Source organism: Arthrobacter sp. K410C, from assembly GCF_059090105.1.
In genome coordinates, this window is sequence record NZ_JBNHFJ010000006.1 from 77,778 (window position 1) to 99,957 (window position 22,180).

General features: G+C 65.8%; 18 protein-coding genes. 12 read left to right on the forward strand and 6 right to left on the reverse strand.

Features of this window, described 5'->3' with window-relative positions; all coding sequences use genetic code 11:
* Positions 1-32: 32 nt before the first annotated feature.
* The 10 genes from uvrC (at position 33) to AC5RU7_RS11130 (ending at position 10,048) form a co-directional block, all read left to right on the forward strand.
* Positions 33-2,078 (forward strand): excinuclease ABC subunit UvrC, encoded by a 2,046-nt coding sequence (uvrC, locus tag AC5RU7_RS11085; RefSeq protein WP_494009070.1) that lies wholly within the window; start codon positions 33-35, stop codon positions 2,076-2,078.
* A gap of 69 nt (positions 2,079-2,147) precedes the next feature.
* Complete coding sequence (rapZ, locus tag AC5RU7_RS11090) at positions 2,148-3,071, forward strand: RNase adapter RapZ (RefSeq protein WP_494052267.1); 924 nt, start codon at positions 2,148-2,150, stop codon at positions 3,069-3,071.
* On the forward strand, positions 3,071-4,090 hold the full coding sequence (locus tag AC5RU7_RS11095; protein WP_494052268.1) for a gluconeogenesis factor YvcK family protein: 1,020 nt from the start codon (positions 3,071-3,073) through the stop codon (positions 4,088-4,090). Before rapZ ends, AC5RU7_RS11095 begins: the two co-directional genes overlap by 1 nt.
* Positions 4,091-4,099: 9 nt before the next feature.
* Positions 4,100-5,080: a DNA-binding protein WhiA gene (gene whiA, locus AC5RU7_RS11100; RefSeq protein ID WP_009357654.1), complete on the forward strand. Its 981-nt coding sequence runs from the start codon at positions 4,100-4,102 to the stop codon at positions 5,078-5,080.
* Positions 5,081-5,179: 99 nt separating this feature from the next.
* The gene (locus AC5RU7_RS11105; protein ID WP_307610108.1) at positions 5,180-5,806 is read left to right on the forward strand and encodes a superoxide dismutase; all 627 of its coding nucleotides are present in this window, start codon (positions 5,180-5,182) and stop codon (positions 5,804-5,806) included.
* 261 nt (positions 5,807-6,067) lie between these two features.
* Positions 6,068-7,078, forward strand: a complete 1,011-nt coding sequence (gene gap / locus AC5RU7_RS11110; protein WP_459792717.1) for a type I glyceraldehyde-3-phosphate dehydrogenase — start codon at positions 6,068-6,070, stop codon at positions 7,076-7,078.
* Between the two features lie 10 nt (positions 7,079-7,088).
* Positions 7,089-8,315, forward strand: coding sequence for a phosphoglycerate kinase (locus tag AC5RU7_RS11115; RefSeq protein ID WP_494052269.1), 1,227 nt, complete (start codon positions 7,089-7,091; stop codon positions 8,313-8,315).
* A gap of 90 nt (positions 8,316-8,405) precedes the next feature.
* Positions 8,406-9,221, forward strand: coding sequence for a triose-phosphate isomerase (gene tpiA, locus AC5RU7_RS11120; RefSeq protein ID WP_494009075.1), 816 nt, complete (start codon positions 8,406-8,408; stop codon positions 9,219-9,221).
* Positions 9,222-9,271: 50 nt separating this feature from the next.
* Positions 9,272-9,526, forward strand: a complete 255-nt coding sequence (secG, locus tag AC5RU7_RS11125) for a preprotein translocase subunit SecG (RefSeq protein WP_009357659.1) — start codon at positions 9,272-9,274, stop codon at positions 9,524-9,526.
* Between the two features lie 126 nt (positions 9,527-9,652).
* A complete protein-coding gene (locus AC5RU7_RS11130) occupies positions 9,653-10,048 on the forward strand; it encodes an RNA polymerase-binding protein RbpA (protein WP_494009076.1) in 396 nt (131 codons plus the stop codon).
* Here AC5RU7_RS11130 and pgl read toward each other — a convergent pair.
* Genes pgl through tkt form a run of 6 tightly spaced genes read right to left on the reverse strand, consistent with a single transcriptional unit; the run spans position 10,001 to position 18,222 of the window.
* Positions 10,001-10,819 (reverse strand): 6-phosphogluconolactonase, encoded by an 819-nt coding sequence (gene pgl, locus AC5RU7_RS11135; RefSeq protein ID WP_494052270.1) that lies wholly within the window; start codon positions 10,817-10,819, stop codon positions 10,001-10,003. The genes AC5RU7_RS11130 and pgl overlap by 48 nt on opposite strands.
* Positions 10,809-11,750 (reverse strand): glucose-6-phosphate dehydrogenase assembly protein OpcA, encoded by a 942-nt coding sequence (locus AC5RU7_RS11140; protein ID WP_494052271.1) that lies wholly within the window; start codon positions 11,748-11,750, stop codon positions 10,809-10,811. Before AC5RU7_RS11140 ends, pgl begins: the two co-directional genes overlap by 11 nt.
* Complete coding sequence (zwf, locus tag AC5RU7_RS11145) at positions 11,747-13,306, reverse strand: glucose-6-phosphate dehydrogenase (protein ID WP_494052272.1); 1,560 nt, start codon at positions 13,304-13,306, stop codon at positions 11,747-11,749. The genes AC5RU7_RS11140 and zwf overlap by 4 nt, the downstream gene beginning before the upstream one ends.
* A 15-nt stretch (positions 13,307-13,321) precedes the next feature.
* Entirely contained in the window at positions 13,322-14,953 is a 1,632-nt protein-coding gene (locus AC5RU7_RS11150) for a phosphoglucose isomerase-related protein (RefSeq protein ID WP_494052273.1), read from the reverse strand.
* 6 nt (positions 14,954-14,959) lie between these two features.
* Positions 14,960-16,075 (reverse strand): transaldolase, encoded by a 1,116-nt coding sequence (gene tal, locus AC5RU7_RS11155; RefSeq protein ID WP_494052274.1) that lies wholly within the window; start codon positions 16,073-16,075, stop codon positions 14,960-14,962.
* A 29-nt stretch (positions 16,076-16,104) separates the two neighbouring features.
* On the reverse strand, positions 16,105-18,222 hold the full coding sequence (gene tkt / locus AC5RU7_RS11160; protein WP_494052356.1) for a transketolase: 2,118 nt from the start codon (positions 18,220-18,222) through the stop codon (positions 16,105-16,107).
* 444 nt (positions 18,223-18,666) lie between these two features.
* Here tkt and AC5RU7_RS11165 point away from each other — a divergent pair, with 444 nt between their 5' ends.
* Both AC5RU7_RS11165 and AC5RU7_RS11170 read left to right on the forward strand, forming a co-directional pair.
* Positions 18,667-19,626, forward strand: a complete 960-nt coding sequence (locus AC5RU7_RS11165) for a heme o synthase (protein ID WP_494052275.1) — start codon at positions 18,667-18,669, stop codon at positions 19,624-19,626.
* Between the two features lie 424 nt (positions 19,627-20,050).
* A complete protein-coding gene (locus AC5RU7_RS11170) occupies positions 20,051-20,398 on the forward strand; it encodes a cupin domain-containing protein (RefSeq protein ID WP_494052276.1) in 348 nt (115 codons plus the stop codon).
* The last annotated feature ends 1,782 nt before the right edge of the window (positions 20,399-22,180 follow it).

A 22,180-nucleotide genomic window follows, 5' to 3' on the forward strand; every position in this document is an offset into this window, starting at 1 on the left:
AGCCGGCGGGCACGGCTCAGTAGAATGGATAAGTGGCAAATCCAGCAAGTTACCGGCCCAGGACGGGTGAAATCCCCACCAACCCGGGGGTCTACCGGTTCCGCGACCCCCACGGCCGGGTCATCTACGTCGGCAAGGCCAAAAGCCTCCGCTCCCGGCTGAACTCCTACTTCGCCAACCCGGCAGGGCTGCTGCCCAAGACCTACGCCATGGTCCACGCAGCGAGCAGCGTGGAGTGGACGGTGGTGGGCAGCGAGCTGGAGTCGCTGCAGCTGGAATACACCTGGATCAAGGAATTCAAGCCGCGCTTCAATGTGGTGTTCCGGGATGACAAGACCTATCCGTACCTTGCCGTAACCATGGGAGAGAAGTACCCGCGCGTCCAGGTCATGCGGGGCGACAAGAAGAAGGGGACCCGCTACTTCGGTCCCTACACCGCGGGCGCCATCAGGGAAACCATGGACACCCTGCTCCGGGTGTTTCCGGTCCGCAGCTGCAGCGCAGGGGTGTTCAAGCGTGCCGAAGCCACCGGCCGGCCCTGCCTCCTGGGCTACATCGACAAATGCTCGGCCCCGTGCGTGGGCCGCATCTCTGCCGAGGACCACCGCTCCCTGGCCGAGGACTTTTGCGCCTTCATGGGCGGCGAGGCCAAGCGCTTCATCGCCAAACTGGAAAAGCAGATGGCGGATGCCGTGGCCGAGCTTGACTACGAGCACGCCGCCAGGATCCGGGATGACATCGCCGCCCTTCGGAAAGTCTTCGAGCGCAATGCAGTGGTGCTCGCGGAGGACACGGACGCGGACATCTTCGCGCTCCACGAGGACGAACTCGAAGCCGCGGTCCAGGTGTTCCACGTCCGCGGCGGCAGGATCCGCGGCCAGCGCGGCTGGGTGGTTGAGAAGGTGGAGGACTTCACCACGCCGGACCTCGTGGAGCACCTCCTGCAGCAGGTCTACGGCAACGACGGCGACAGCCACGGCAGACTGCCCCGCGAGGTGCTGGTTCCCGTGGAGCCCAGCAACGCCGGGGAGCTGGCGCAGTGGCTCGGCGGAATCCGGGGCGCAAAGGTGGACATCCGGGTTCCGCAGCGCGGCGACAAGGCCGCCCTCATGACCACCGTCCGTGAAAACGCCGAGCATGCGCTGAAGCTGCACAAGACGCGAAGGGCCGGAGACCTCACCGTCCGCTCCCAAGCCCTCCAGGAACTCCAGGAAGCGCTGGACCTGCCGGTGCCCCTGTTGCGGATCGAATGCTTCGACGTCTCCCATGTCCAGGGAACCAACGTGGTGGCCTCCATGGTGGTGGTGGAGGACGGCCTGCCAAAAAAGTCCGACTACCGGAAGTTTTCCGTCACCGGGCCCGCAGCAGCCGACGACACCGCCGCCATGCACGACGTCCTCACCCGGCGGTTCCGCCACTACCTGCAGGACAAGTCCGCCCAGGTGGATGACTCGGTGCTGGGCCCTGCCCCGGAAGATGCGGAACAACCGGAACCCGGGCAGCAGGAGACGCCCATGGACAGCAGCCCGAAGGACAGCACCGTGGCGGACACCACGACGCCCGCCCCGCGGGCCAAGTTCGCCTATCCGCCCAACCTGGTGGTGGTCGACGGCGGCAAGCCTCAGGTCAACGCCGCTGCCCGGGCCCTCGCGGACCTGGGCATCGACGATGTCTACGTGGTGGGCCTCGCCAAGCGCCTCGAAGAGGTCTGGCTGCCGGACAGCGACTTCCCCGTAATCCTTCCCCGGACCTCACAGGGGCTGTACCTGCTGCAGCGCATCCGTGACGAAGCCCACCGCTTCGCCATCACGTTCCACCGGCAGAAGCGCGGCAAGGCGATGACGGTATCCGCGCTGGACGGAGTTCCCGGGCTGGGCGCATCCAAACGCAAGGCACTGCTGGCCCACTTCGGGTCCGTCAAGGGGGTCAAGGCCGCCTCCGCCGAAGAGCTCTCGCAGGCGAAGGGCATTGGCCCTGCGCTGGCCAGCGCCATCGTCAGCCACTTCTCCACGGGCGAACCGGCTGCGGCAACGGTGCCCGCCATCAACATGTCCACCGGCGAAATCATTGAAACTTAGCTAGGGTAAGGGGCGGGGTTTGCGCGGGGCGCGCCCCGGCATGGCAACAACAGAAACGGGGCGGACCTAATGGCAGACACGACGGCGGAATCCGGAGCCGGGCAGGACGGGATGCAGCCCGTCAAGCCGCTCGAAGCGGAGCTGCTTGTGGTCACCGGAATGTCCGGAGCCGGCCGGAGCACCGCCGCCGACGCGCTGGAGGACCACGGCTGGTACGTGGTGGAGAACCTGCCGCCGCAGATGCTGGGCACGCTGGCCGAACTCGTCTCCCACGCCCCGCAGTCCATCCCGAGGCTCGCCGTGGTGATCGACGTCCGCAGCAAGGGGCTCTTCGCGGATATCCGTGCCGCCCTCGGTGCCCTCGCGGCCAGCGGCGTCACCTTCCGGGTCCTGTTCCTCGACGCCAGCGACAACGTCCTGGTCCGCCGCTTCGAGCAGGGTCGCCGGCCGCATCCGTTGCAGGGCGGCGGCCGCATCCTGGACGGCATCGCCGCCGAACGCGAGCTGCTGCAGGAACTGCGCGACAGCTCCGACGTTGTCCTGGACACCTCCGGCTACAACGTCCACGGGCTGGCCACGGCCATCACGGAACTCTTCACCGAAACGGGCCCCGTGGCCCTCCGGCTCAACATCATGAGCTTCGGCTTCAAGTACGGCCTGCCCGTCGACTCCAACTACGTGGCCGACGTCCGGTTCATCCCCAACCCGCACTGGGTTCCGCAGCTGCGCCCGCACACCGGGCTGGACAAGGACGTCAGCGACTACGTGCTGGAGGCGGAAGGCGTCAAGAACTTCGTGGACCGGTATGTCATGGCCCTGGAGCCCGTCCTGGACGGATACCGCCGCGAAAACAAGCACTACGCCACCATCGCCGTGGGCTGCACCGGCGGGAAACACCGCTCCGTCGCAGTCGCCGTCGAGCTCTCCAAGAAACTGGCGCAGTTCCCCCGGGTCACCGTGACCACCACGCACCGGGATCTGGGCCGCGAATAATGGCGCTGTTCACCGGCGCGCTGCCGCTGGTTCCGCCTGCGTCCGGAACCGGAGCCAGCCAGCAGGACAAAGGTCCCAACGTTGTGGCGCTCGGCGGCGGCCACGGCCTCTCCGCCTCCCTCTCTGCGCTGCGCCTGCTCACGTCCGAACTGACCGCCGTCGTTACGGTGGCGGACGACGGCGGCTCTTCCGGGCGCCTGCGCGAAGAGTACGGCGTCCTCCCGCCGGGGGACCTGCGGATGGCCTTGTCCGCGCTCTGTGACGACACGGACTGGGGCAGGACCTGGCGCGACGTCATGCAGCACCGCTTCCGTCCCGGTAAGGGCCCGGGCGGTTCGCTGGACGAGCACGCCATGGGGAACCTGCTGATCGTCACGCTTTGGGAGCTGCTGGGGGACACCGTGGCCGGACTGAAGTGGGCCGGTGCGCTGCTGGGCGCCCGCGGCCAGGTCCTGCCCATGTCCACCGAGCCGTTGACCATCGAAGGCGACGTGCGCGTCACCGCGCCGGATGGCGCCTCCGCCCTGCAGACCATCCGCGGGCAGGCGCGCTGTGCCGTGGCGGGCTCGCTGGAACACGTCCGGCTCATGCCCGAGGCGGCCCGGGCCTGCACGGAGGCGCTCACGGCCATCGAACTGGCTGACTGGGTCATCCTGGGCCCGGGCTCCTGGTACACCTCAGTGCTGCCGCACCTGCTGCTGCCGGAGATGCGCCAGGCGCTTTGCAACACCCCGGCCAAACGCTGCCTCACCATGAACCTCGCCACGGACACAAAGGAGACTTCCGGGATGACGGCCGCGGACCACCTCGACGTGCTGCGGCGCTACGCCCCGGAGTTCACGGTGGACGTTGTCCTGGCAGATCCTGCCTCGGTGCCGGACCGGCAGGAGTTCGAGCGGGCCGCCGCGATGATCGGGGCCGAGGTTGTCTTGGGTAAAGTAGGGGCGTCGGGACGCCGGCCCGTCCATGATCCCCTGCGTCTGGCGACGGCGTACCAGGACATTTTTGGGAACAGTTAGGAAGGTGCCATGGCACTGACAGCATCGGTCAAGGAAGAACTGTCCCGTCTGGACATCAAAAAGTCATCGGTGCGCAAGGCCGAAGTCTCCGCAATGCTCCGCTTCGCCGGCGGGCTGCACATCATTTCCGGCCGGATCGTCATCGAAGCCGAAGTGGACCTGGCCTCCACGGCGCGGCGCCTCCGCGCAGCGATCGCCGAGGTTTACGGGCACCAGAGCGAGATCATCGTGGTGTCCGCCGGGGGACTCCGCCGGGCCAGCCGCTACGTGGTGCGGGTGGTGCGCGACGGCGAGGCGCTGGCCCGGCAGACCGGCCTCCTGGACGGCCGCGGCCGTCCCGTGCGCGGGCTGCCGTCCGCCGTCGTCAACGGTTCCGCCGCGGACGCGGAAGCCGTGTGGCGGGGCGCGTTCCTTGCCCACGGCTCGCTCACGGAGCCGGGCCGGTCCTCCTCGCTGGAGGTCACCTGCCCAGGCCCGGAATCCGCACTGGCGCTGGTGGGGGCCGCACGCCGGCTGGACATCCAGGCCAAGGCGCGGGAAGTCCGTGGCGTGGACCGCGTGGTCATCCGCGACGGCGATACCATCGCCGCCCTCCTCACCCGCATGGGCGCCCACGATGCGCTGATGGTGTGGGAGGAGCGGCGCATGCGCAAGGAAGTCCGCGCCACCGCCAACCGCCTGGCCAACTTCGACGACGCCAACCTGCGCCGCTCCGCCCAGGCTGCAGTGGCAGCCGGTGCCCGTGTGGAACGTGCCCTCGAGATTCTGGGCGACGACGTTCCCGAGCACCTGAAGTACGCCGGCGAGCTGCGCGTGGCTCACAAGCAGGCCAGCCTGGACGAACTGGGGCGCCTGGCCGACCCCGTCATGACCAAGGACGCGATCGCCGGACGCATCCGCCGCCTCCTGGCCATGGCGGACAAACGCGCCGCTGACCTCGGCATTCCCGGTACGGACGCCAATGTGACGCCCGAAATGCTGGACGAGTGACCGACCCATAGAATCAAAAAGATTCCGGGCGCCCGCCGCCCGGATGCACAATCCGAGAGTTACCAACCGGACCGAGCGTCCACGATATTGGAGGATTTTGTGACCGAGTACGTATTGCCGGAACTCAGCTACGACTACGCCGCCCTTGAACCGCACATCTCCGCGCGGATCATGGAGCTGCACCACAGCAAGCACCACGCCGCCTACGTTGCTGGCGCCAACAACGCCCTGGCACAGCTGGCCGAAGCCCGCGAGAAGGGCGACTTCGCCAACATCAACAGGCTCTCCAAGGACCTCGCGTTCCACACCGGCGGGCACGTCAACCACTCCGTGTTCTGGAACAACCTGTCCCCGGACGGCGGCGACAAGCCCGAGGGTGAGCTGGCTGCCGCCATCGACGACGCCTTCGGCTCCTTCGACGCCTTCCGCGCGCAGTTTTCGGCAGCCGCACTCGGCCTGCAGGGATCGGGCTGGGGCTTCCTGGCCTACGAGCCCATCGGTGGCAACCTGGTCATCGAGCAGCTCTACGACCAGCAGGGCAACACGGCGCTGGGCACCACCCCGCTGCTGATGCTCGACATGTGGGAGCACGCCTTCTACCTGGACTACGTCAACGTCAAGGCCGACTACGTCAAGGCGTTCTGGAACATCGTGAACTGGGCCGACGTCGCCAAGCGCTTCGAGGCAGCACGCACCAACGCCACGGGTCTGATCACCCTCCCGTAGTGACCTGCGCTGCAAGCGCTTGTTACAAACTTCACATTCGGACTTAAATGGGCCGCGATGTGGACCGTCCGCCCCCGCACTTGCGGGGGCGGACCCAGTTAAACGTAAGATAGGTCACGGAAGGCGGTTAGCCTTCAGCAATGAGGCTGGTCGCCCTCCGTATGTAAATCATCTCTGCCCAATGGCGTGCGGGATCTGTTAGTTGGCTTGAACGCCCGCTCAACTAGTAGTGCTTCTAAAAGCACCAAGGAGACTGAAAAAGTGACGACCCGTATTGGTATTAACGGCTTTGGCCGCATCGGCCGCAACTACTTCCGCGCAGCACTTGCACAGGGCGCGGACCTCGAGATCGTAGCCGTCAACGACCTCACCAGCCCCGAGGCCCTGGCACACCTGTTCAAGTACGATTCCGTGGGCGGCCGCCTGAAGGAAACCATCGAGGTCAAAGACGGCAACATCGTCGTCAACGGCAACGTCGTCAAGGTCCTTGCAGAGCGCGATCCCGCCAAACTCCCCTGGGGCGAGCTGGGCGTGGACATCGTCATCGAGTCCACCGGGTTCTTCACCAAGGCCGCCGATGCGCAGAAGCACATCGACGCCGGCGCCAAGAAGGTCCTGATCTCCGCTCCGGCCTCGGACGAGGACATCACCATCGTCATGGGTGTCAACCACAACCTGTACGACAACGCCACCCACAACATCATTTCCAACGCGTCCTGCACCACCAACTGCCTGGGCCCGCTGGCCAAGGTGGTCAACGACGAGTTCGGCATTGAGCGCGGCCTCATGACCACCGTCCACGCCTACACCGCCGACCAGAACCTGCAGGACGGCCCGCACAAGGACCTCCGCCGTGCCCGCGCCGCCGCCGTCAACATGGTGCCCACCTCCACCGGTGCCGCCAAGGCCATTGGCCTGGTCCTGCCCGAGCTGAAGGGCAAGCTGGACGGCTACGCCATCCGCGTTCCCGTGCCCACCGGTTCCGCCACCGACCTCACCGTCACCGTCTCCCGCGAGACCACCGTTGAGGAAGTCAACGCCGCCCTCAAGCGTGCTGCCGAGTCCGAGGAACTGCAGGGCTTCCTGACCTACACGGAGGAGCCCATCGTGTCCTCCGACATCGTCGGCGACCCCGCCTCGTCCATCTTCGACGCCGGACTGACCAAGGTCATCGGCAACCAGGTCAAGGTTGTTTCCTGGTATGACAACGAATGGGGCTACTCGAACCGCCTCGTCGACCTTACGGAGCTTGTCGCGTCCAAGCTGGGCTAGGGTTAGACACATGACATCACACACCCTCAACGAACTTCTCGCTGAAGGTGTCCGCGGGCGGTACATTCTGGTTCGTAGTGACCTGAATGTGCCGCTCGACGGCTCTACAGTCACTGACGACGGCCGCATCAAGGCCTCACTTCCAGTGCTGTCAAAGCTCACGGACGCCGGTGCCCGCGTGCTGGTAACAGCCCACCTTGGACGCCCCAAGGGCGCCCCCGAGGATAAGTACTCCCTCCGCCCCGCAGTGGACCGCCTGGCGGAACTTGCCGGCTTCAAGGTCACCCTGGCGGGGGACACCGTCGGCAGTTCCGCCAAGGAAGCCGCGGCGGCGCTGCAGGACGGCGAAGCCCTGGTCCTGGAGAACGTCCGGTTCGACGCCCGCGAAACCAGCAAGGATGACGCCGAGCGCGGCGCCTTCGCTGACGAGCTGGTGGCGCTGACCGGTGACAACGGCGCGTACGTGGATGACGCTTTCGGCGCTGTGCACCGCAAGCATGCCAGTGTTTACGACGTCGCCACCCGGCTTCCGTCCTACCTGGGCGACCTGGTGCACACCGAGGTGGAGGTCCTGCGCAAGCTCACGGCCGATACCCAGCGTCCCTACGTGGTGGTGCTCGGCGGATCCAAGGTTTCGGACAAGCTGGCGGTCATCGACAACCTGATCGGCAAGGCTGACACCATCCTGGTGGGCGGCGGCATGCTGTTCACCTTCCTCGCCGCGGCAGGCCACAAGGTGGCTTCCAGCCTGCTCGAGGAGGACCAGATCCCGGTGGTCAAGGACTACTTGAAGCGCGCCTCGGACGCCGGCACCGAATTCGTGGTGCCCACCGACGTCGTGGTGGCGGAGAAGTTCGCGGCTGACGCTGCGCACGAGACCGTTTCCGCCGACGCCATCGAGGACAGCAGCTTCGGTGCCCAGGGTATCGGCCTGGACATCGGCCCGGACTCGGCCGCTGCGTTCGCAGGCCGGATCAAGGGAGCCAGGACGGTCTTCTGGAACGGCCCGATGGGGGTCTTCGAATTCGAAGCATTCTCCGCCGGAACCCGCGCCATTGCGCAGGCCCTCACCGAAACCGAAGCGTTCACGGTGGTGGGCGGCGGCGACTCCGCGGCTGCCGTCCGCACCCTTGGTTTCGCAGATGACCAGTTCGGCCACATCTCAACCGGCGGCGGCGCCAGCCTGGAGTACCTCGAAGGCAAGGAACTTCCCGGCCTCAGCGTCCTGGACCGCTAGCCAGCACCCCACCTTCCAGTCCTCAGGCCGGCAGGTTGCCCGCGCGGCAGCCTGCCGGCCAATCACTTATCAAGACTTTTTGGAGATTACGTGACTTCGTCAACGAACGGCGCTTTCGACCGCAAGCCCTTCATCGCGGGCAACTGGAAAATGAACATGGACCACGTGCAGGGTATCACCCTCCTGCAGAAGCTGGCCTGGACCCTTTCGGATGCCAAGCACGACTACAGCCGCGTCGAGGTAGCTGTCTTCCCGCCGTTCACTGACCTCCGCGGTGTCCAGACGCTCGTCCAGGGCGACGACCTGGACATCGCCTACGGCGGCCAGGACCTTTCCCAGTTCGATTCCGGCGCCTACACCGGTGACATCTCCGGCCAGTTCCTCAACAAGCTCGGATGCAAGTACGTGCTGGTAGGCCACAGCGAACGGCGCACCATCCACAACGAATCCGACGACGTCCTCAACGCCAAGGTCAAGGCTGCGTTCAAGCATGGCCTCACGCCCGTCCTGTGCGTCGGGGAGGGCCTGGAGGTCCGCCAGTCGGGCACGCACGTGAACCACACGCTGGAACAGCTTCGCGCCGGCGTCGCGGGCCTGACCAGCGAGCAGGCTGCAGAACTCGTAGTTGCCTATGAGCCCGTCTGGGCCATCGGCACCGGTGAAGTTGCCGGACCGGAGGACGCACAGGAGATGTGCGCCGCCATCCGCGCGGAGCTCGCCTCGCTGTTCGATGCCGACGTCGCTGCCAGGACCCGCCTGCTCTACGGTGGATCGGTCAAGGCCAACAACGCCGCCGCCATCCTGAAGGAGCGCGACGTCGACGGCCTGCTGGTGGGTGGAGCAAGCCTCGATCCGGCCGAGTTTGCTAATATTGTCAGGTTCGAGAGTCACCTGGTGGCGGACTAGTCCGTCCCGCAGCGCACACTCCCGCAATCCCAACTTCCTGAAAGGCCGTCGTGGACGTTCTTCATGTCATCCTGCAGATCCTCCTGGGCATCACCAGCCTCCTGCTGACGCTGCTCATCCTTCTCCATAAGGGACGGGGCGGCGGTCTGTCGGACATGTTCGGCGGCGGAATGAGTTCCGGCCTGAGCTCCTCCGGCGTGGCCGAACGGAACCTGAACAGGTTCACCGTGATCCTGGGCGTCACCTGGGGCATCGTCATCATCGCCCTGGGCCTGATCATGCGGTTCAGCGGCGGCGACTCCTGATTCTCCTCGGCTGAGGCGCGCCGACGGACACTCCCGCCCGGCGGATCTGCCTACTAAACTGTGGCTGTCGGTTCCCGACAGCCACAGTTTTTGTTTAAGCCAGGCAATTTCGAGGCAGGAGTTCCGGTGGTCCATCCAGCATCAGGCTTCCGCGGTACCCGTGCAGGAGTAACAGCGGGATCAGGTTCCAGCCTCCAGTCCGGCGAGGACCACGGCTCCCCCCTGCCGCGGATCAAGGTGTCCTACTGGTGCGCCAAGGGCCACGAAACGCAGCCCGTGTTCCTCAAGCTGCCGGAAGACCAGATCCCGGTGGTGTGGGACTGCCGGAGGTGCGGGGCTCCCGCCACCAGGGACGGCCATGCCGCGGCGGCGGCCGATGCGCTGGACGATGGCTACAAGAGCCATCTTGAGTACGTTAAAGAACGGCGCTCCGGCCAGGACGCCGAAGACGTCCTGGCCGGAGCGCTGGAAAAGCTACGCGCCCGCGGGATCCTTTCGGACGAGCTGCTGCGGGACACGTGACGCGGCGTTCTCGTCGATAAGCCAGAGGGTGCGGGACGTTCCCCGCGGACCGGCGGCAGGCACCTGCACGGGGTTGGCCCCGGCAAGGGCCAGGCCAACCGCACCTGCCTTGTCCTCGCCTGCGACCACCATCCACACCTCCGCGGCCGTGTTGATGGCCGGCAGGGTGAGCGACACGCGCAGGGGCGGGGGCTTGGGGGAGTTGCGGACTCCCACCACCGTCCGTTCCTTTTCCCGGATCCCTGCCTGCTCGGGGAAGAGCGAAGCAACATGGGCGTCAGGCCCCACGCCGAGCAGCACCACATCGAGCCGGGGCAGCGCCGCGGGATGTTCGGGCCGGTCATCGGACATGTCGGCCGCATGTTCGGCCGCCGCAGCCTCCCGCAGCCGCCGTGCATAGTCCTCGGCGGCCTCCTCGGGTGTCTCGAAGTCGTCGGAGGAACCGGGCTGGTGGACGCGCTCCGGGTCCACCGGGATACGCGAGAGCAGGGCGTCAAACGCCTGCTTCGTGTTCCGGTCGGGATCCGCGGAACCGACGAAACGTTCGTCACCCCACCAGAAGTTCACCCTGGACCAGTCGACGGCGGGCGCCGCCGGAGAGTCAGCTACAGCCTTCAGCGTGCCGATGCCCACCGTGCCTCCGGTGAGCACCACAGTGGCCTCGCCGTGCTTGTCCTGCACATCCACGAGCTTGGTGATGAGCCGGGCCGCAATGGCCGCCATCAGGACGGACGAATCAGGATGGACGCTTACTCTGGGCTCAACGCTCACTGGGACGGACGCTCCTTAGATTGGTTCGTGGCAGTCCAATAGTAATCACTTCGCCAAACACTTCGTCGGGGTCGAGCCGGCGGAGTTCTTCGGCGAGGCAGTCGCGGAGGCTGCGCCGTGGCAGGGAGATCCGTTGGGCCGGCTGGCCGGGCTGGGTGAGCTCGGCGACAGAAAGCCCCGGGCGGAACAGCTGCACATCGCCGCCTGGGCGGCTGAGGCGCACCCGGCGGATCCCGGTCCCCGCTGGGTCGGCCACGATGGTGACCGGCGCATCCAGGGTAAGGGTGAGCCAGGCGGCGAGCAGGATGGTGCTGGGTGAATCCGAGGCACCTTCGACGGCGACCGCTGTCACCGGGGAGGTGTCCACCTCGTCCAGGGCTGCGGCGAGTTGGATGCGCCAGTTGGTGAGGCGGGTCCAGGCGAGGTCGGTGTCGCCGGCCTTGTAGGTGGCGCGGATGTTTTCCAGCGCGGCCTGCGGGTCGGGTTCGTTCGCGGAGTCGGTGATCCGGCGGTGCGCGATGCGGCCGATGGAGGTTTCGCACGCGTTTTCCGGGGCACCGTGCGGCCACCAGGCCACGATCGGGGCGTCCGGAAGCAACAGCGCGGCCACCAGCGACTCGGATTCGTGCGCGAGCTGGCCGTAGCCGCGCAGCACGATCACCTCGGACGCGCCGGCGTCCCCGCCGACCCGGATCTGCGCGTCCAGCCGGTCCGCGTGTTCCTTTCCGGCGTCGGCGAGCACGATGATCCGGCAGGGGTGTTCCCGGCTGGCCTCGTTCGCGGCCTCGATCGCTTCTTCCTCGAGCCCGGACTTCGTCACGACCACCAGGGTCAGGACCCGGCCCAGCGCGATCACGCCGCCCTGCTCGCGCAGGGCCATGATCTTTTTGGAGACGTTCGAGGTGGTGGTATCGGGCAGGTCTACGATCATGGCCTTCTCCAGGTTCGTCCGTCACGGGCCAGCAACTCGTCCGCCGAGGCGGGGCCCCAGCTGCCGGGGGCGTAGGGCTCGGGCTGCTCTTTCAAGGACGCCCAGTAGTCCTCGAACGGGTCAAGGATCTTCCAGGACAGCTCCACTTCCTCGTGCCGCGGGAACAGCGGCGGCTCACCGAGCAGCACATCCAGGATCAGCCGCTCGTAGGCCTCGGGGGAGGACTCGGTGAACGAGTGCCCGTACCCGAAGTCCATGGTCACATCCCGGACCTCCATCTGGGTGCCCGGGACCTTTGACCCGAACCGGATCGTGGCACCCTCGTCGGGCTGGACCCGGATCACCACGGCGTTCTGCCCGAAGTCATCATCCGTGTGGTCCCGGAACAACAGGTTGGGGGCGCGTTTGAACACCACCGCGATCTCCGTCACCCGCCGCCCCAGGCGCTTCCCGGCACGCAGGTAGAACGGCACCCCGGCCCAGCGGCGGGTGTGGATGTCCACCCGGATCGCCGCGTAGGTTTCCGTGGTCGAATCGGCGGGGATGCCTTCTTCCTCCAGGTAGCCCTGGACCTGCTCACCGCCCTGCCAGCCGCCGGTGAACTGCCCCCGCGCCGAGTGCGTGGACAGGTCCTCGGGGAGCTTGACCGCGGCGAGGACTTTTTCCTTCTCCGCCCGCAAATCATCGGCGTTGAAGGAGATGGGCTCCTCCATCGCCGTGAGGGCCAGCAGCTGCAGCAGGTGGTTCTGGATAACGTCGCGGGCAGCGCCCACGCCGTCGTAATACCCCGCCCGGCCGCCGGTGCCGATGTCCTCTGCCATCGTGATCTGGACGTGGTCCACATAGTTCGCGTTCCACAACGGCTCAAACAGCTGGTTCGCGAACCGCAGCGCCAGGATGTTCTGCACCGTTTCCTTACCCAGGTAGTGGTCGATCCGGAACACCGCATCCGGCGGGAACACGGACTCCACGATGTCGTTGAGCTTCCGGGCGGACTCAAGGTCATGCCCGAACGGCTTCTCGATCACCACCCGGCGCCACTTGTCCCCGTCGGCCTGCGCGAGCCCGTGCTTGGACAACTGCCGGCATACCTGCTCAAACGCCTTCGGCGGGATCGACAGGTAGAACGCGTGGTTCCCGCGGGTGCCGCGGACCTCATCGAGTTCCTTGACCGTGTCACCGAGCCGCTGGAACGCTCCGTCGTCGTCGAACTCGCCCTGCACGAACCGGATGCCCTCGGCAAGCTGGTTCCACACCGCCTCATCAAACGGCGTCCGCGCATAAGACTGCACCGAGGACTTCACCTGAGCGGCGAAATCCTCATCACTCCACTCCCGGCGCCCGAAGCCCACCAGCGCGAAACTCGGCGGCAACAACCCCCGGTTCGCCAGGTCATACACCGCCGGCATCAACTTCTTCCGCGCCAAATCGCCCGTCACCCCAAAGAGCACCAACGACGACGGACCCGCAATCCGGTTCAAACGGCGGTCCCGCGGATCCCGGAGCGGATTCCGCCCCCGGCCCGCGGCCTTCCTGCCGTATTCAGTTTCTGGCATAGTGCTTGTGCGCCTTTAGCTTTCGGTTGCGGATGCGCGGGCGGAGAGCGCTGCGATGATGTCTTGCAGCTGCGCCACGCCGGCGGCACGGTTGGTCAGGTGCAGGCGGAGGACGGGGCGGCCGTGTCCTTCCAGGACCTGGGCATCGCCCGCAGCCTGCGCGGAAATCAGCTCACCGAACGTGAAGGGCCGGTCCGGGATGGCCAGGTCTTCCGCGGCCGATGCCGTCACCTGGAGGAACACACCGATGGCGGGACCGCCCTTGTGGAACTGCCCGGTGGAGTGCAGGAAGCGCGGACCCCAGCCGAAGGTCACGGGCCGGCCGGTGGCGGCCGCGAGCTCGTCGCGGATGCCTTCCAGTTCCGCGAAGGCCAGGCGGTCGAAGTAAGCCTGGACGCTGAGGTAGCTGTCCGGGGACAGCGTGCCCAGCAGGGCCTTCACGGCACCTTCGACGGTGGCTGCGTCACCGAGCCAGTCGCCGCCGCGGACCTCGATGGCGCCGTCGACAAACGCCGCAGCCGTGGGTTCGGGCTGTGCGTCCAGCAGGCCGCGGGCAGCGACCTTGGCTGCCTCCACGTCCGGCTGGTCGAACGGGTTGATGCCCAGCAGGCGGCCGGCGACGGCCGTTGCGAACTCCCACACCATCATCTGCGTTGCCAGGCCGCCGGCGATGGCTACCTGGTTTTCGCCGAGTTCGACGTCGGCGTCTGCGTTCACAAGGCGCACCACCAGCACGTCCGGGGCGCCGTAGCTGACCTCGGGGGAGGCGGGGCCTGCAACAACCGGCAGGACACCCGTGCCCAGCTTGCCCGTCGATTCCGCGATGAGCTGCTCGGCCCAGTCGGCAAAACCGACAATGCCGGATCCGTCCTCGGCAATCACGATCTTGTTGCGCAGCGGCGTGGTGCCGCCCAGCGCAGCACCGAGGGCCAGGCCGATGTTCTCCGGTGCGTCCTCATTGAGGATTTCCGCAGCTTCTTCGGCTTCATCCAGGAAGGCCTGGATGTCCACGCCGGCCAGGCCCGACGGCACGAGGCCGAAGGCGGTCAGCGCCGAGAAACGGCCGCCCACGTTGGGGTCGGCGTTGAACACCGCACGGTAGCCGGCCTCACGGGAAGCTTTGTCCAGCGGGGAACCCGGATCGGTGACAATGATGATCCGGCTTGCGGCGTCGATGCCGGCGTCGTTGAACGCCTTCTCGAACACGCGGCGCTGGGAATCCGTTTCCACGGTGGAGCCCGACTTGGACGAGACCACAATCGCAGTCTCGGCCAGCCGGTCCGCCAGGGCAGCACGGACCTGGTCCGGGTCCGTGCTGTCCAGCACTGTCAGCTCGACGCCGGCGGTACCGGCAATGACCTCGGGTGCCAGCGAGGATCCGCCCATGCCGCAAAGCACGATGCGGGTCACACCCTCGGCCCGAAGGGCGTCACGGAGTTCCAGGATGTCCTGCACCAGGGGCTGGGAGACGGTGGCTGCTTCCACCCAGCCAAGCCGGATTGCCGACTCGGACTCGGCGTCCGTACCCCACAGGGTGTGGTCCTTGGCGAAGATCCGGGTGGCAATCCGATCCGCCACCAGGGTGGGAATGTGCTGCTCGAGTGCCTGCTGTGCTGCGCCGGTGGCGTCGTAGCTGAGAGTGCTCATCTGGGACTAGGAAGCCTTCCGTGCGGAGGCGAGGGCACCTTCGACGTCGGCCAGGAGTTCCTTCCAGCTGGCCACGAACTTGTCCAGGCCTTCGGATTCCAGGATCGCGACGACGTCGTTGTAGGAGACGCCGAGGTTCTCCAGGGCGTCGAGGGTGGCATTGGCCTCGGCGTAGGTGCCGCTGATGGTGTTCCCGGTGACCACGCCGTGGTCGAAGGTGGCATCCAGGGTCTTCTCGGGCATGGTGTTCACCACGCCCGGGGCGACGAGCTCGGTGACGTAGAGGGTGTCCGGGTAGGCCGGGTCCTTCACGCCGGTGGAGGCCCAGAGCGGCCGCTGCGGGCGGGCGCCGGACTGGGCCAGCAGGTTCCAGCGTTCGGTGGCGAAGAGCTCTTCGTAGACCTGGTAGGCCAGGCGGGCGTTGGCGACGCCGGCCTTGCCCTTGAGGGCGAGGGCTTCATCGGTGCCGATGGCAGTCAGGCGCTTGTCGATCTCTGTGTCCACGCGGGAGACGAAGAAGGAGGCCACGGAGTGGATCTTGGAGAGGTCGTGGCCGTTTTCCTTGGCCTGTTCCAGGCCTGACTGGAAGGCGTTGATGACGGCGCGGTAGCGCTCCAGGGAGAAGATCAGGGTCACGTTGACGCTGATGCCCTCGGCCAGGGTGGCGGTGATCGCCTCAAGGCCTTCCAGGGTGGCGGGGATCTTGATCAGGACGTTGTCCTTGTTGACCTTCTTGAACAGGTGCTTAGCCTCGGCGATGGTACCGGCGGTGTCCCAGGCCAGGCGGGGGTCCACCTCGATGGAGACGCGGCCGTCCACGCCGTTGGTGGCTGCTGCCACCGGGGCGAAGAGGTCGCAGGCGTCGGCGACGTCGGTGGTGGTGATTTCGAAGATGGTGTCTTCGATGCTGGCACCGGCGGCGGCCTGCTTGGCGATGGTCGCGTCGTAGTCGGTGCCGGCGGTGATGGCGGCGTGGAAGATGGACGGGTTGGTGGTCACGCCAACCACGTTCTTCTCTTCGATGAGCTTGGCCAGGGTGCCCGTTTCCAGGCGTCCGCGGGACAGGTCGTCAAGCCAGATGGAAACTCCGGCGTCGGAGAGCTGCTGGGTGGGAGTAGTCATGATGGTTTATCTCCTCAAGTGTTCTGGGTTTAGGCCTGGAGGCCGGCGAGGGAGTCCTTGGCGGCGGCGGCGACTGCCTCCGCGGTGATGCCGAACTCCTGGAAGAGGCGCTTGTAGTCGGCGGAAGCGCCGTAGTGCTCGAGGCTGATGGAACGGCCGGCGTCGCCGACGAATTCCTTCCAGCCCAGGGCAAGTCCTGCTTCGACGGACACGCGGGCCTTGACGGCGGCAGGCAGAACGGATTCGCGGTAGGCGGCGTCCTGCTTGTTGAACCATTCAACGCACGGCATGGACACGACGCGGGCGGCAATGCCTTCGGCCTGCAGGGTTTCGCGGGCCTTGACGGCGAGCTGGACCTCGGAGCCGGTGGCGATCAGGATGACGTCGGCCGGGACGGTGGCACCGTCCTTGGACGCTTCGGCCAGGACGTAACCGCCCTTGGCAACACCGGCGGTGGAGCCGAAGGTGTCACCGGAGGCTACACCCTCGCCGCGTTCCCAGGTGGGGATGTTCTGGCGGGTCAGGACTATGCCGGCCGGGTTGTCGTGGTTTTCCAGCATGGTCTTCCAGGCAACTGCCACTTCGTTGGCGTCACCGGGGCGGACGACGTCCAGGCCCACGATGGCGCGCAGGGAGGCGAGCTGTTCTACCGGCTGGTGGGTGGGCCCGTCCTCGCCCAGGCCGATGGAGTCGTGGGTCCACACATACAGGGACGGGACTCCCATCAGCGCGCCGAGGCGGATCGCCGGACGCTGGTAGTCGCTGAAGATCAGGAACGTGCCGGAGAACGCACGGGTGCGGCCGTGCAGGCTGATGCCGTTCACGATCGAGGCGGCGGCGTGCTCGCGGATGCCGAAGTGCAGGACCCGGCCGTACGGGTTGCCGGACCAGGCGTCAGTCTGCTTGGACGCCGGGACGAACGAGGGCGAACCTTCGATGGTGGTGTTGTTGGACTCGGCGAGGTCGGCGGAGCCGCCCCAGAGTTCGGGAAGAACCGGGCCGAGGGCGTTCAGGACCTTGCCGGACGCGGCGCGGGTGGAAACGTCCTTGCCGGCCGGGAAGACCGGCAGGGCCTCGTCCACACCGGCCGGAAGTTCCTTGGCCTCAATCCGCTGCAGCAGCGCGGCGGCTTCGGCGTTGGCGGCCTGCCAGGCGTTGAAGGACTCCTCCCATTCCTTGCGGGCTGCGGCGCCGCGGTCCACCACCGAGCGGGCGTGGGCCAGGACTTCCTCGTCAACCTCGAAGGACTTGGCGGGATCGAAGCCCAGCACCGTCTTCAGCGCAGCGACTTCCTCGGCACCCAGGGCCGAACCGTGGATTTTGCCGGTGTTCTGCTTCTTCGGGGCGGGGTAGCCGATGATGGTGCGCAGCGACACGATGGACGGCTTGGAGGTCTCGGCCTTCGCAGCAAGCAGCGCGGAGTAGAGCTCCTGGACGTCTTCCTTGTACTCGCCGGTCTTGGTCCAGTCAACGCGCTGGACGTGCCAGCCGTAGGCCTCGTACCGCTTCAGGACGTCCTCGGTGAAGGCGATGTCGGTGTCGTCCTCGATGGAGATGTGGTTCTCGTCGTAGATGACAACGAGGTTGCCCAGTTCCTGGTGGCCGGCCAGCGAGGAAGCCTCGGCCGTGACGCCTTCCTGCAGGTCGCCGTCGGACGCGATAACCCAGATGGTGTGGTCGAACGGGCTGGTGCCCGGGGCGGCGTCGGCGTCGAACAGGCCGCGCTGGCGGCGCTGCGAGTAGGCAAAGCCGACCGAGGAGGCCAGGCCCTGGCCCAGCGGGCCGGTAGTGATTTCCACGCCGGCGGTGTGCTTGTACTCCGGGTGGCCGGGGGTCAGCGACCCCCAGGTCCGCAGCGCCTGCAGATCCTTCAGCTCCAGGCCGTAGCCGGAGAGGAACAGCTGGATGTAGATCGTCAGCGACGTGTGGCCGGGGGAGAGGATGAAGCGGTCACGGCCGATCCAGTCCGGATCCCGCGGATCGTGGCGCATCAGCTTCTGGAACAGCAGGTAAGCGGCCGGAGCCAGGCTCATCGCAGTGCCGGGGTGGCCATTGCCAACCTTCTCCACGGCATCGGCGGCCAGCACGCGGACGGTGTCCACGGCGCGCTGGTCCAGGTCGGTCCAAGACAGTTCTTGCTCTTCCAAATGTGGCACGAAAACCGGGCCCCTCTCTGTGCTGATGGCAGGCGGCACACCGGGTCCGAGTAAAGGCACGCTGTGTGGCGCCCGCTGCGGTGTGTACCAGCCGTTCACCATCGAAACGTTGATCTCTCACTCAGCCACTTGCAATCTGGGAATGCGTTTTCCACCGCTTCCCTGCTGCGTGCTGATCTGGTGACAGCTTAGCTCCATTCCAAAGTCCGGGCAGCGCAAATCTCAGGATTTGGACGCAATTTCCCCTTATATGAATCAGCCTGAAGTGAGCCTGAGTTAATCTGCTCGAATTGGCACCCGAGCGATCAAGTGCGCATATCAGCGGGCAGGTGGGAGGGTGGCGGCACGGTATGATATTCGGAGGCCAATGCCGGGCAGCGGACCTTTCCAGCCGTCCGTAGCTGCACCGCCAGACACAACTGCCACACAGAACGGGTGACTGCCACCGTGAGCACAACAGATACGCCGCTGAACGCATCCCGGTCGTCAGGTGCCGGGTTTGCCCGTAAGGCCAAGGCGTATCTCGCCCTCACCAAACCCCGCGTTATCGAACTGCTGCTGGTCAGCACGCTGCCCACCATGATCTACGCGGAGCGCGGCTTCCCCTCCATCGGACTGATTCTGGCCACTCTGGTGGGCGGTGCCTTCGCGGCAGGCAGTGCCGGTGCCTTCAACTGCTACATCGACCGCGACATCGACAAACTGATGCACCGCACCGAAAACCGTCCGCTCGTGACCGGCGAGGTCACCCCGCGCGAGGCACTCGTGTTCTCGTGGGTCCTGGGGGCAGCGGCCATCGCCATCCTATGGTTCGGGGCCAACCCGTTGTCCGCCTGGCTGGGCCTGGGCGCCATCTTCTTCTACGTGGTGATCTACACGATCATCCTCAAGCGCCGCACCGCACAGAACATTGTCTGGGGCGGCGCCGCAGGCTGCTTTCCCGTGCTGATTGCCTGGGCGGCCGTAACCAATACCGTGGAATGGCCCGCCATCATCCTCTTCATGGTGGTCTTCCTCTGGACGCCGCCGCACTACTGGCCGCTGTCCATGCGGTACGGCGAGGACTACCGCAACGCAAAGGTGCCCATGCTGGGAGCCATCGCTGGCGCCAAGGTGGTCTCTGTCCAGGTGGTCCTCTACGCCTGGGCCATGGTGGCCTGCTCGCTCCTCCTGGTTCCGGCCGGCGGTGCGGGATGGGTCTACACGGCAACCGCGGTCCTCGCCGGTGCATGGTTCCTGTACGAATCACATTCCCTGTACAACCAGGCCCAGCGTGAAGAGATCTCCGGCAAGCGTGCCATGAAGGTCTTCCACGGTTCCATCAGCTATCTGACCCTGCTGTTCATTGCGCTGGCTGTTGACCCGTTCATCGGTCCGGCCGTTATGGGAGGCTAAGTCCGGCGCCTGTCGGCACGGACCCGCTTTCCCCCGTCGCAGCGGGACTAAACCTGCGTCTGGTCTGCATCTTCGGCGCGAAGCGCATTGTGGAACTGATTGGCATCTCCTGGCGGAAACCGTCGATGTCACCTTCCAAAGCGAACGCAGCCAACTTCTCGTGCTCAACGGCGATGATATGGAGGTCGCTGCAAGTTCAATGGTCGACCGAGAAATAGAGACGCAGTCTGCTCTCCAGTCCGTTCCATAGGGTGCAGGGCTGCGTTCCCCGAGAATTGCTTCCCCAGTTCACGATCTCGTCACTTGTCGATGACGCACTCCTGCGGGTACCTCCGTGAGTTTTGATGAATCTTCATGTGTAGACATTGGCTTCGCGATCCATTACGATTGTCAACAATTGACAACGCGACAAAAGGAGAACTTTATGCGTCCGTACGTGTACGTGCCTGCGGCCAAAATCGTCGGGGAGCTCGAGCCCAATGGTCACCGTCCTGGCTACGACTCGGGCGACCCGAAGACGTCGATCCTGAAGTTCGACACCGCCATCAAGACGGGTGTCTGGGAGTGCCAGCCCGGAGGCTGGGATGTGACTCCTCGGGAAGACACCGAGGTGTGCTACATCGTGAGCGGCCGCGCAACCGTTACCGACGGCGCCACCGGCACCAGCTACGAGATCTCCGGTGGTGACGTGATCGTGCAGCCCAAGGATTGGTCGGGCCGCTGGGTGGTGACCGAAACCATTCGCAAGGTTTACTGCCACGGCTTCGACTGAGCGCCGACCCGCCTGACACGATCCTGACGTGCGGGCCGCTCCCTCATCGAGGGTGCGGCCCGTTCGCGTTTTCGGCGCGGTTCCCCGGGGACGGCTTCCCGCCGCGAGCCGGGGCCGGGAGCTAGCCCGCGGTGCTTCCTTTGCTTAGTGCAAGAAGTTTCAGGTCGCGCGAAACAGCTTCTATCGCGGCGGCCCGGCTAGCAGTTTTTCTCTTAGCTGCACGTTTTCAGCTCGGTCGTGCGTGATGGATGGATGACCCGTGAAGAGAGATACCTGCAGGCGTCCCGGGCAGGTAATGGGAGAGGGGATCATGGAACACCATCTCAGGCCCTCGAGGGGTTGGGGCTCCGGCAGGGGATGGTTTTGGAGCCGTTGAACTCGGATCCGTGGGCGCAATGGATGTGGCTTCAGTCATCGCAACGCACCCAGTTGAAAATGAGTAGCGAGAACGATCGAGCCCAGGGCAAGGATCCCGGCAATGACCTGCAACAGCGGCAGGCAGGATTTTTCGTTGCTGCCTGTGCTTGTGGGGCGCCGTTGAACCTGCAGGACAGCACTGGAGCTGGTCACTATGCCGGCTGCGGTGACTACTATCAGGATGAGCACTACGCCCACGCCCCCCAGTATCCGGAAAGGCGCTCGGCTCCTCCATTGGCGGGGTTAAGAAGCCCCTTTGCACCTTTGGTGGGTCCCGGCTTTAAAGCGGTGGTGGCGCCGGCGGGCTCTGCATGCAGATGAACGACGACTTTGTCGCATCTCTCTTGACCTTTCTCGCAGATCGTAGATTGTCAACAATAGTACACCGGCGGCGTCTCCGTCACTACATATGCGGGAGACCGGCGCCCTGGCGCCGGTCTCAGTGGTCGCTCCTGCCAGTTGTCAGCTGTCCCCGCCGGGTCAGGCTGACGAGTTCCGGGAGCGTGTGTTAGTCAGTCGGGCGTGGAGCCACGTTGTAGAAGCGGATTGTTTCGAATTCTTCGAACCTTCGGCGCTTCCGCGTCCAAGGCCTGACTGCGTGATGCCGCCGACGAGCGCAGGAGCGTTGGACGGGACGCCTTGGTTGATGCCCACGATTAGCCGGCCGGTCGGGGCGAAGAAGTGGCCTGCCGAGTCGCAGCCGGTTGATGCGGTTGGCTCCAATGCAGGACTGTCCGCCATTGCGCAGCTTCGCGGCGAACGTTCCATCCACCGCAGGCTGAAGGTTATACAGTTTCCGCCAAGACCGGGCGCGGCGCTCCGGCTTTCAGTCGCGGCAGTCGGGCCAGAGCTGCTCGCCGTCTTGAATGCAGTTACCGGAGTTCCATGCCTGTGGAGCAACGTTTGGAGTCCATCTTCCGGTGGGGTAACCGGGCCCGCCCGGCGCTTTGACGTCCGTGCCCGTGCATGCTGGCCTGCCGAGGGCCTGGCGCTCTGCTATGCGTTTCATGTCAGGCCGCTGGGCGGTCAGTGGTGCTGCCGCGGACGACGGATATTACTTCCAGCGCTGCTGTTTGCTTCATAGCTCTTCCTGCCCCACGAATATCGCTTGTTGCCTAAGGCGCCGGCGGAGCGGTTGGTCCCGTCGGGTGTGCTGCTGGAATCAGCATGCCCCCGCCGCATCAAGACTTCCCCTGGTTCTTGATAGTGCAAGTGCAATTCTTGGGCAGAATAAGGCAAGCATCATGCGCCGGCGCTGGACGGACACGGCATGACAGCAATTGTCATATCGATCACGTTTTATGTCACTATTCATGACTGTCTGCCTACTCTGGAATGGATCCGGCCCGCGAGCAAAGGAAATCC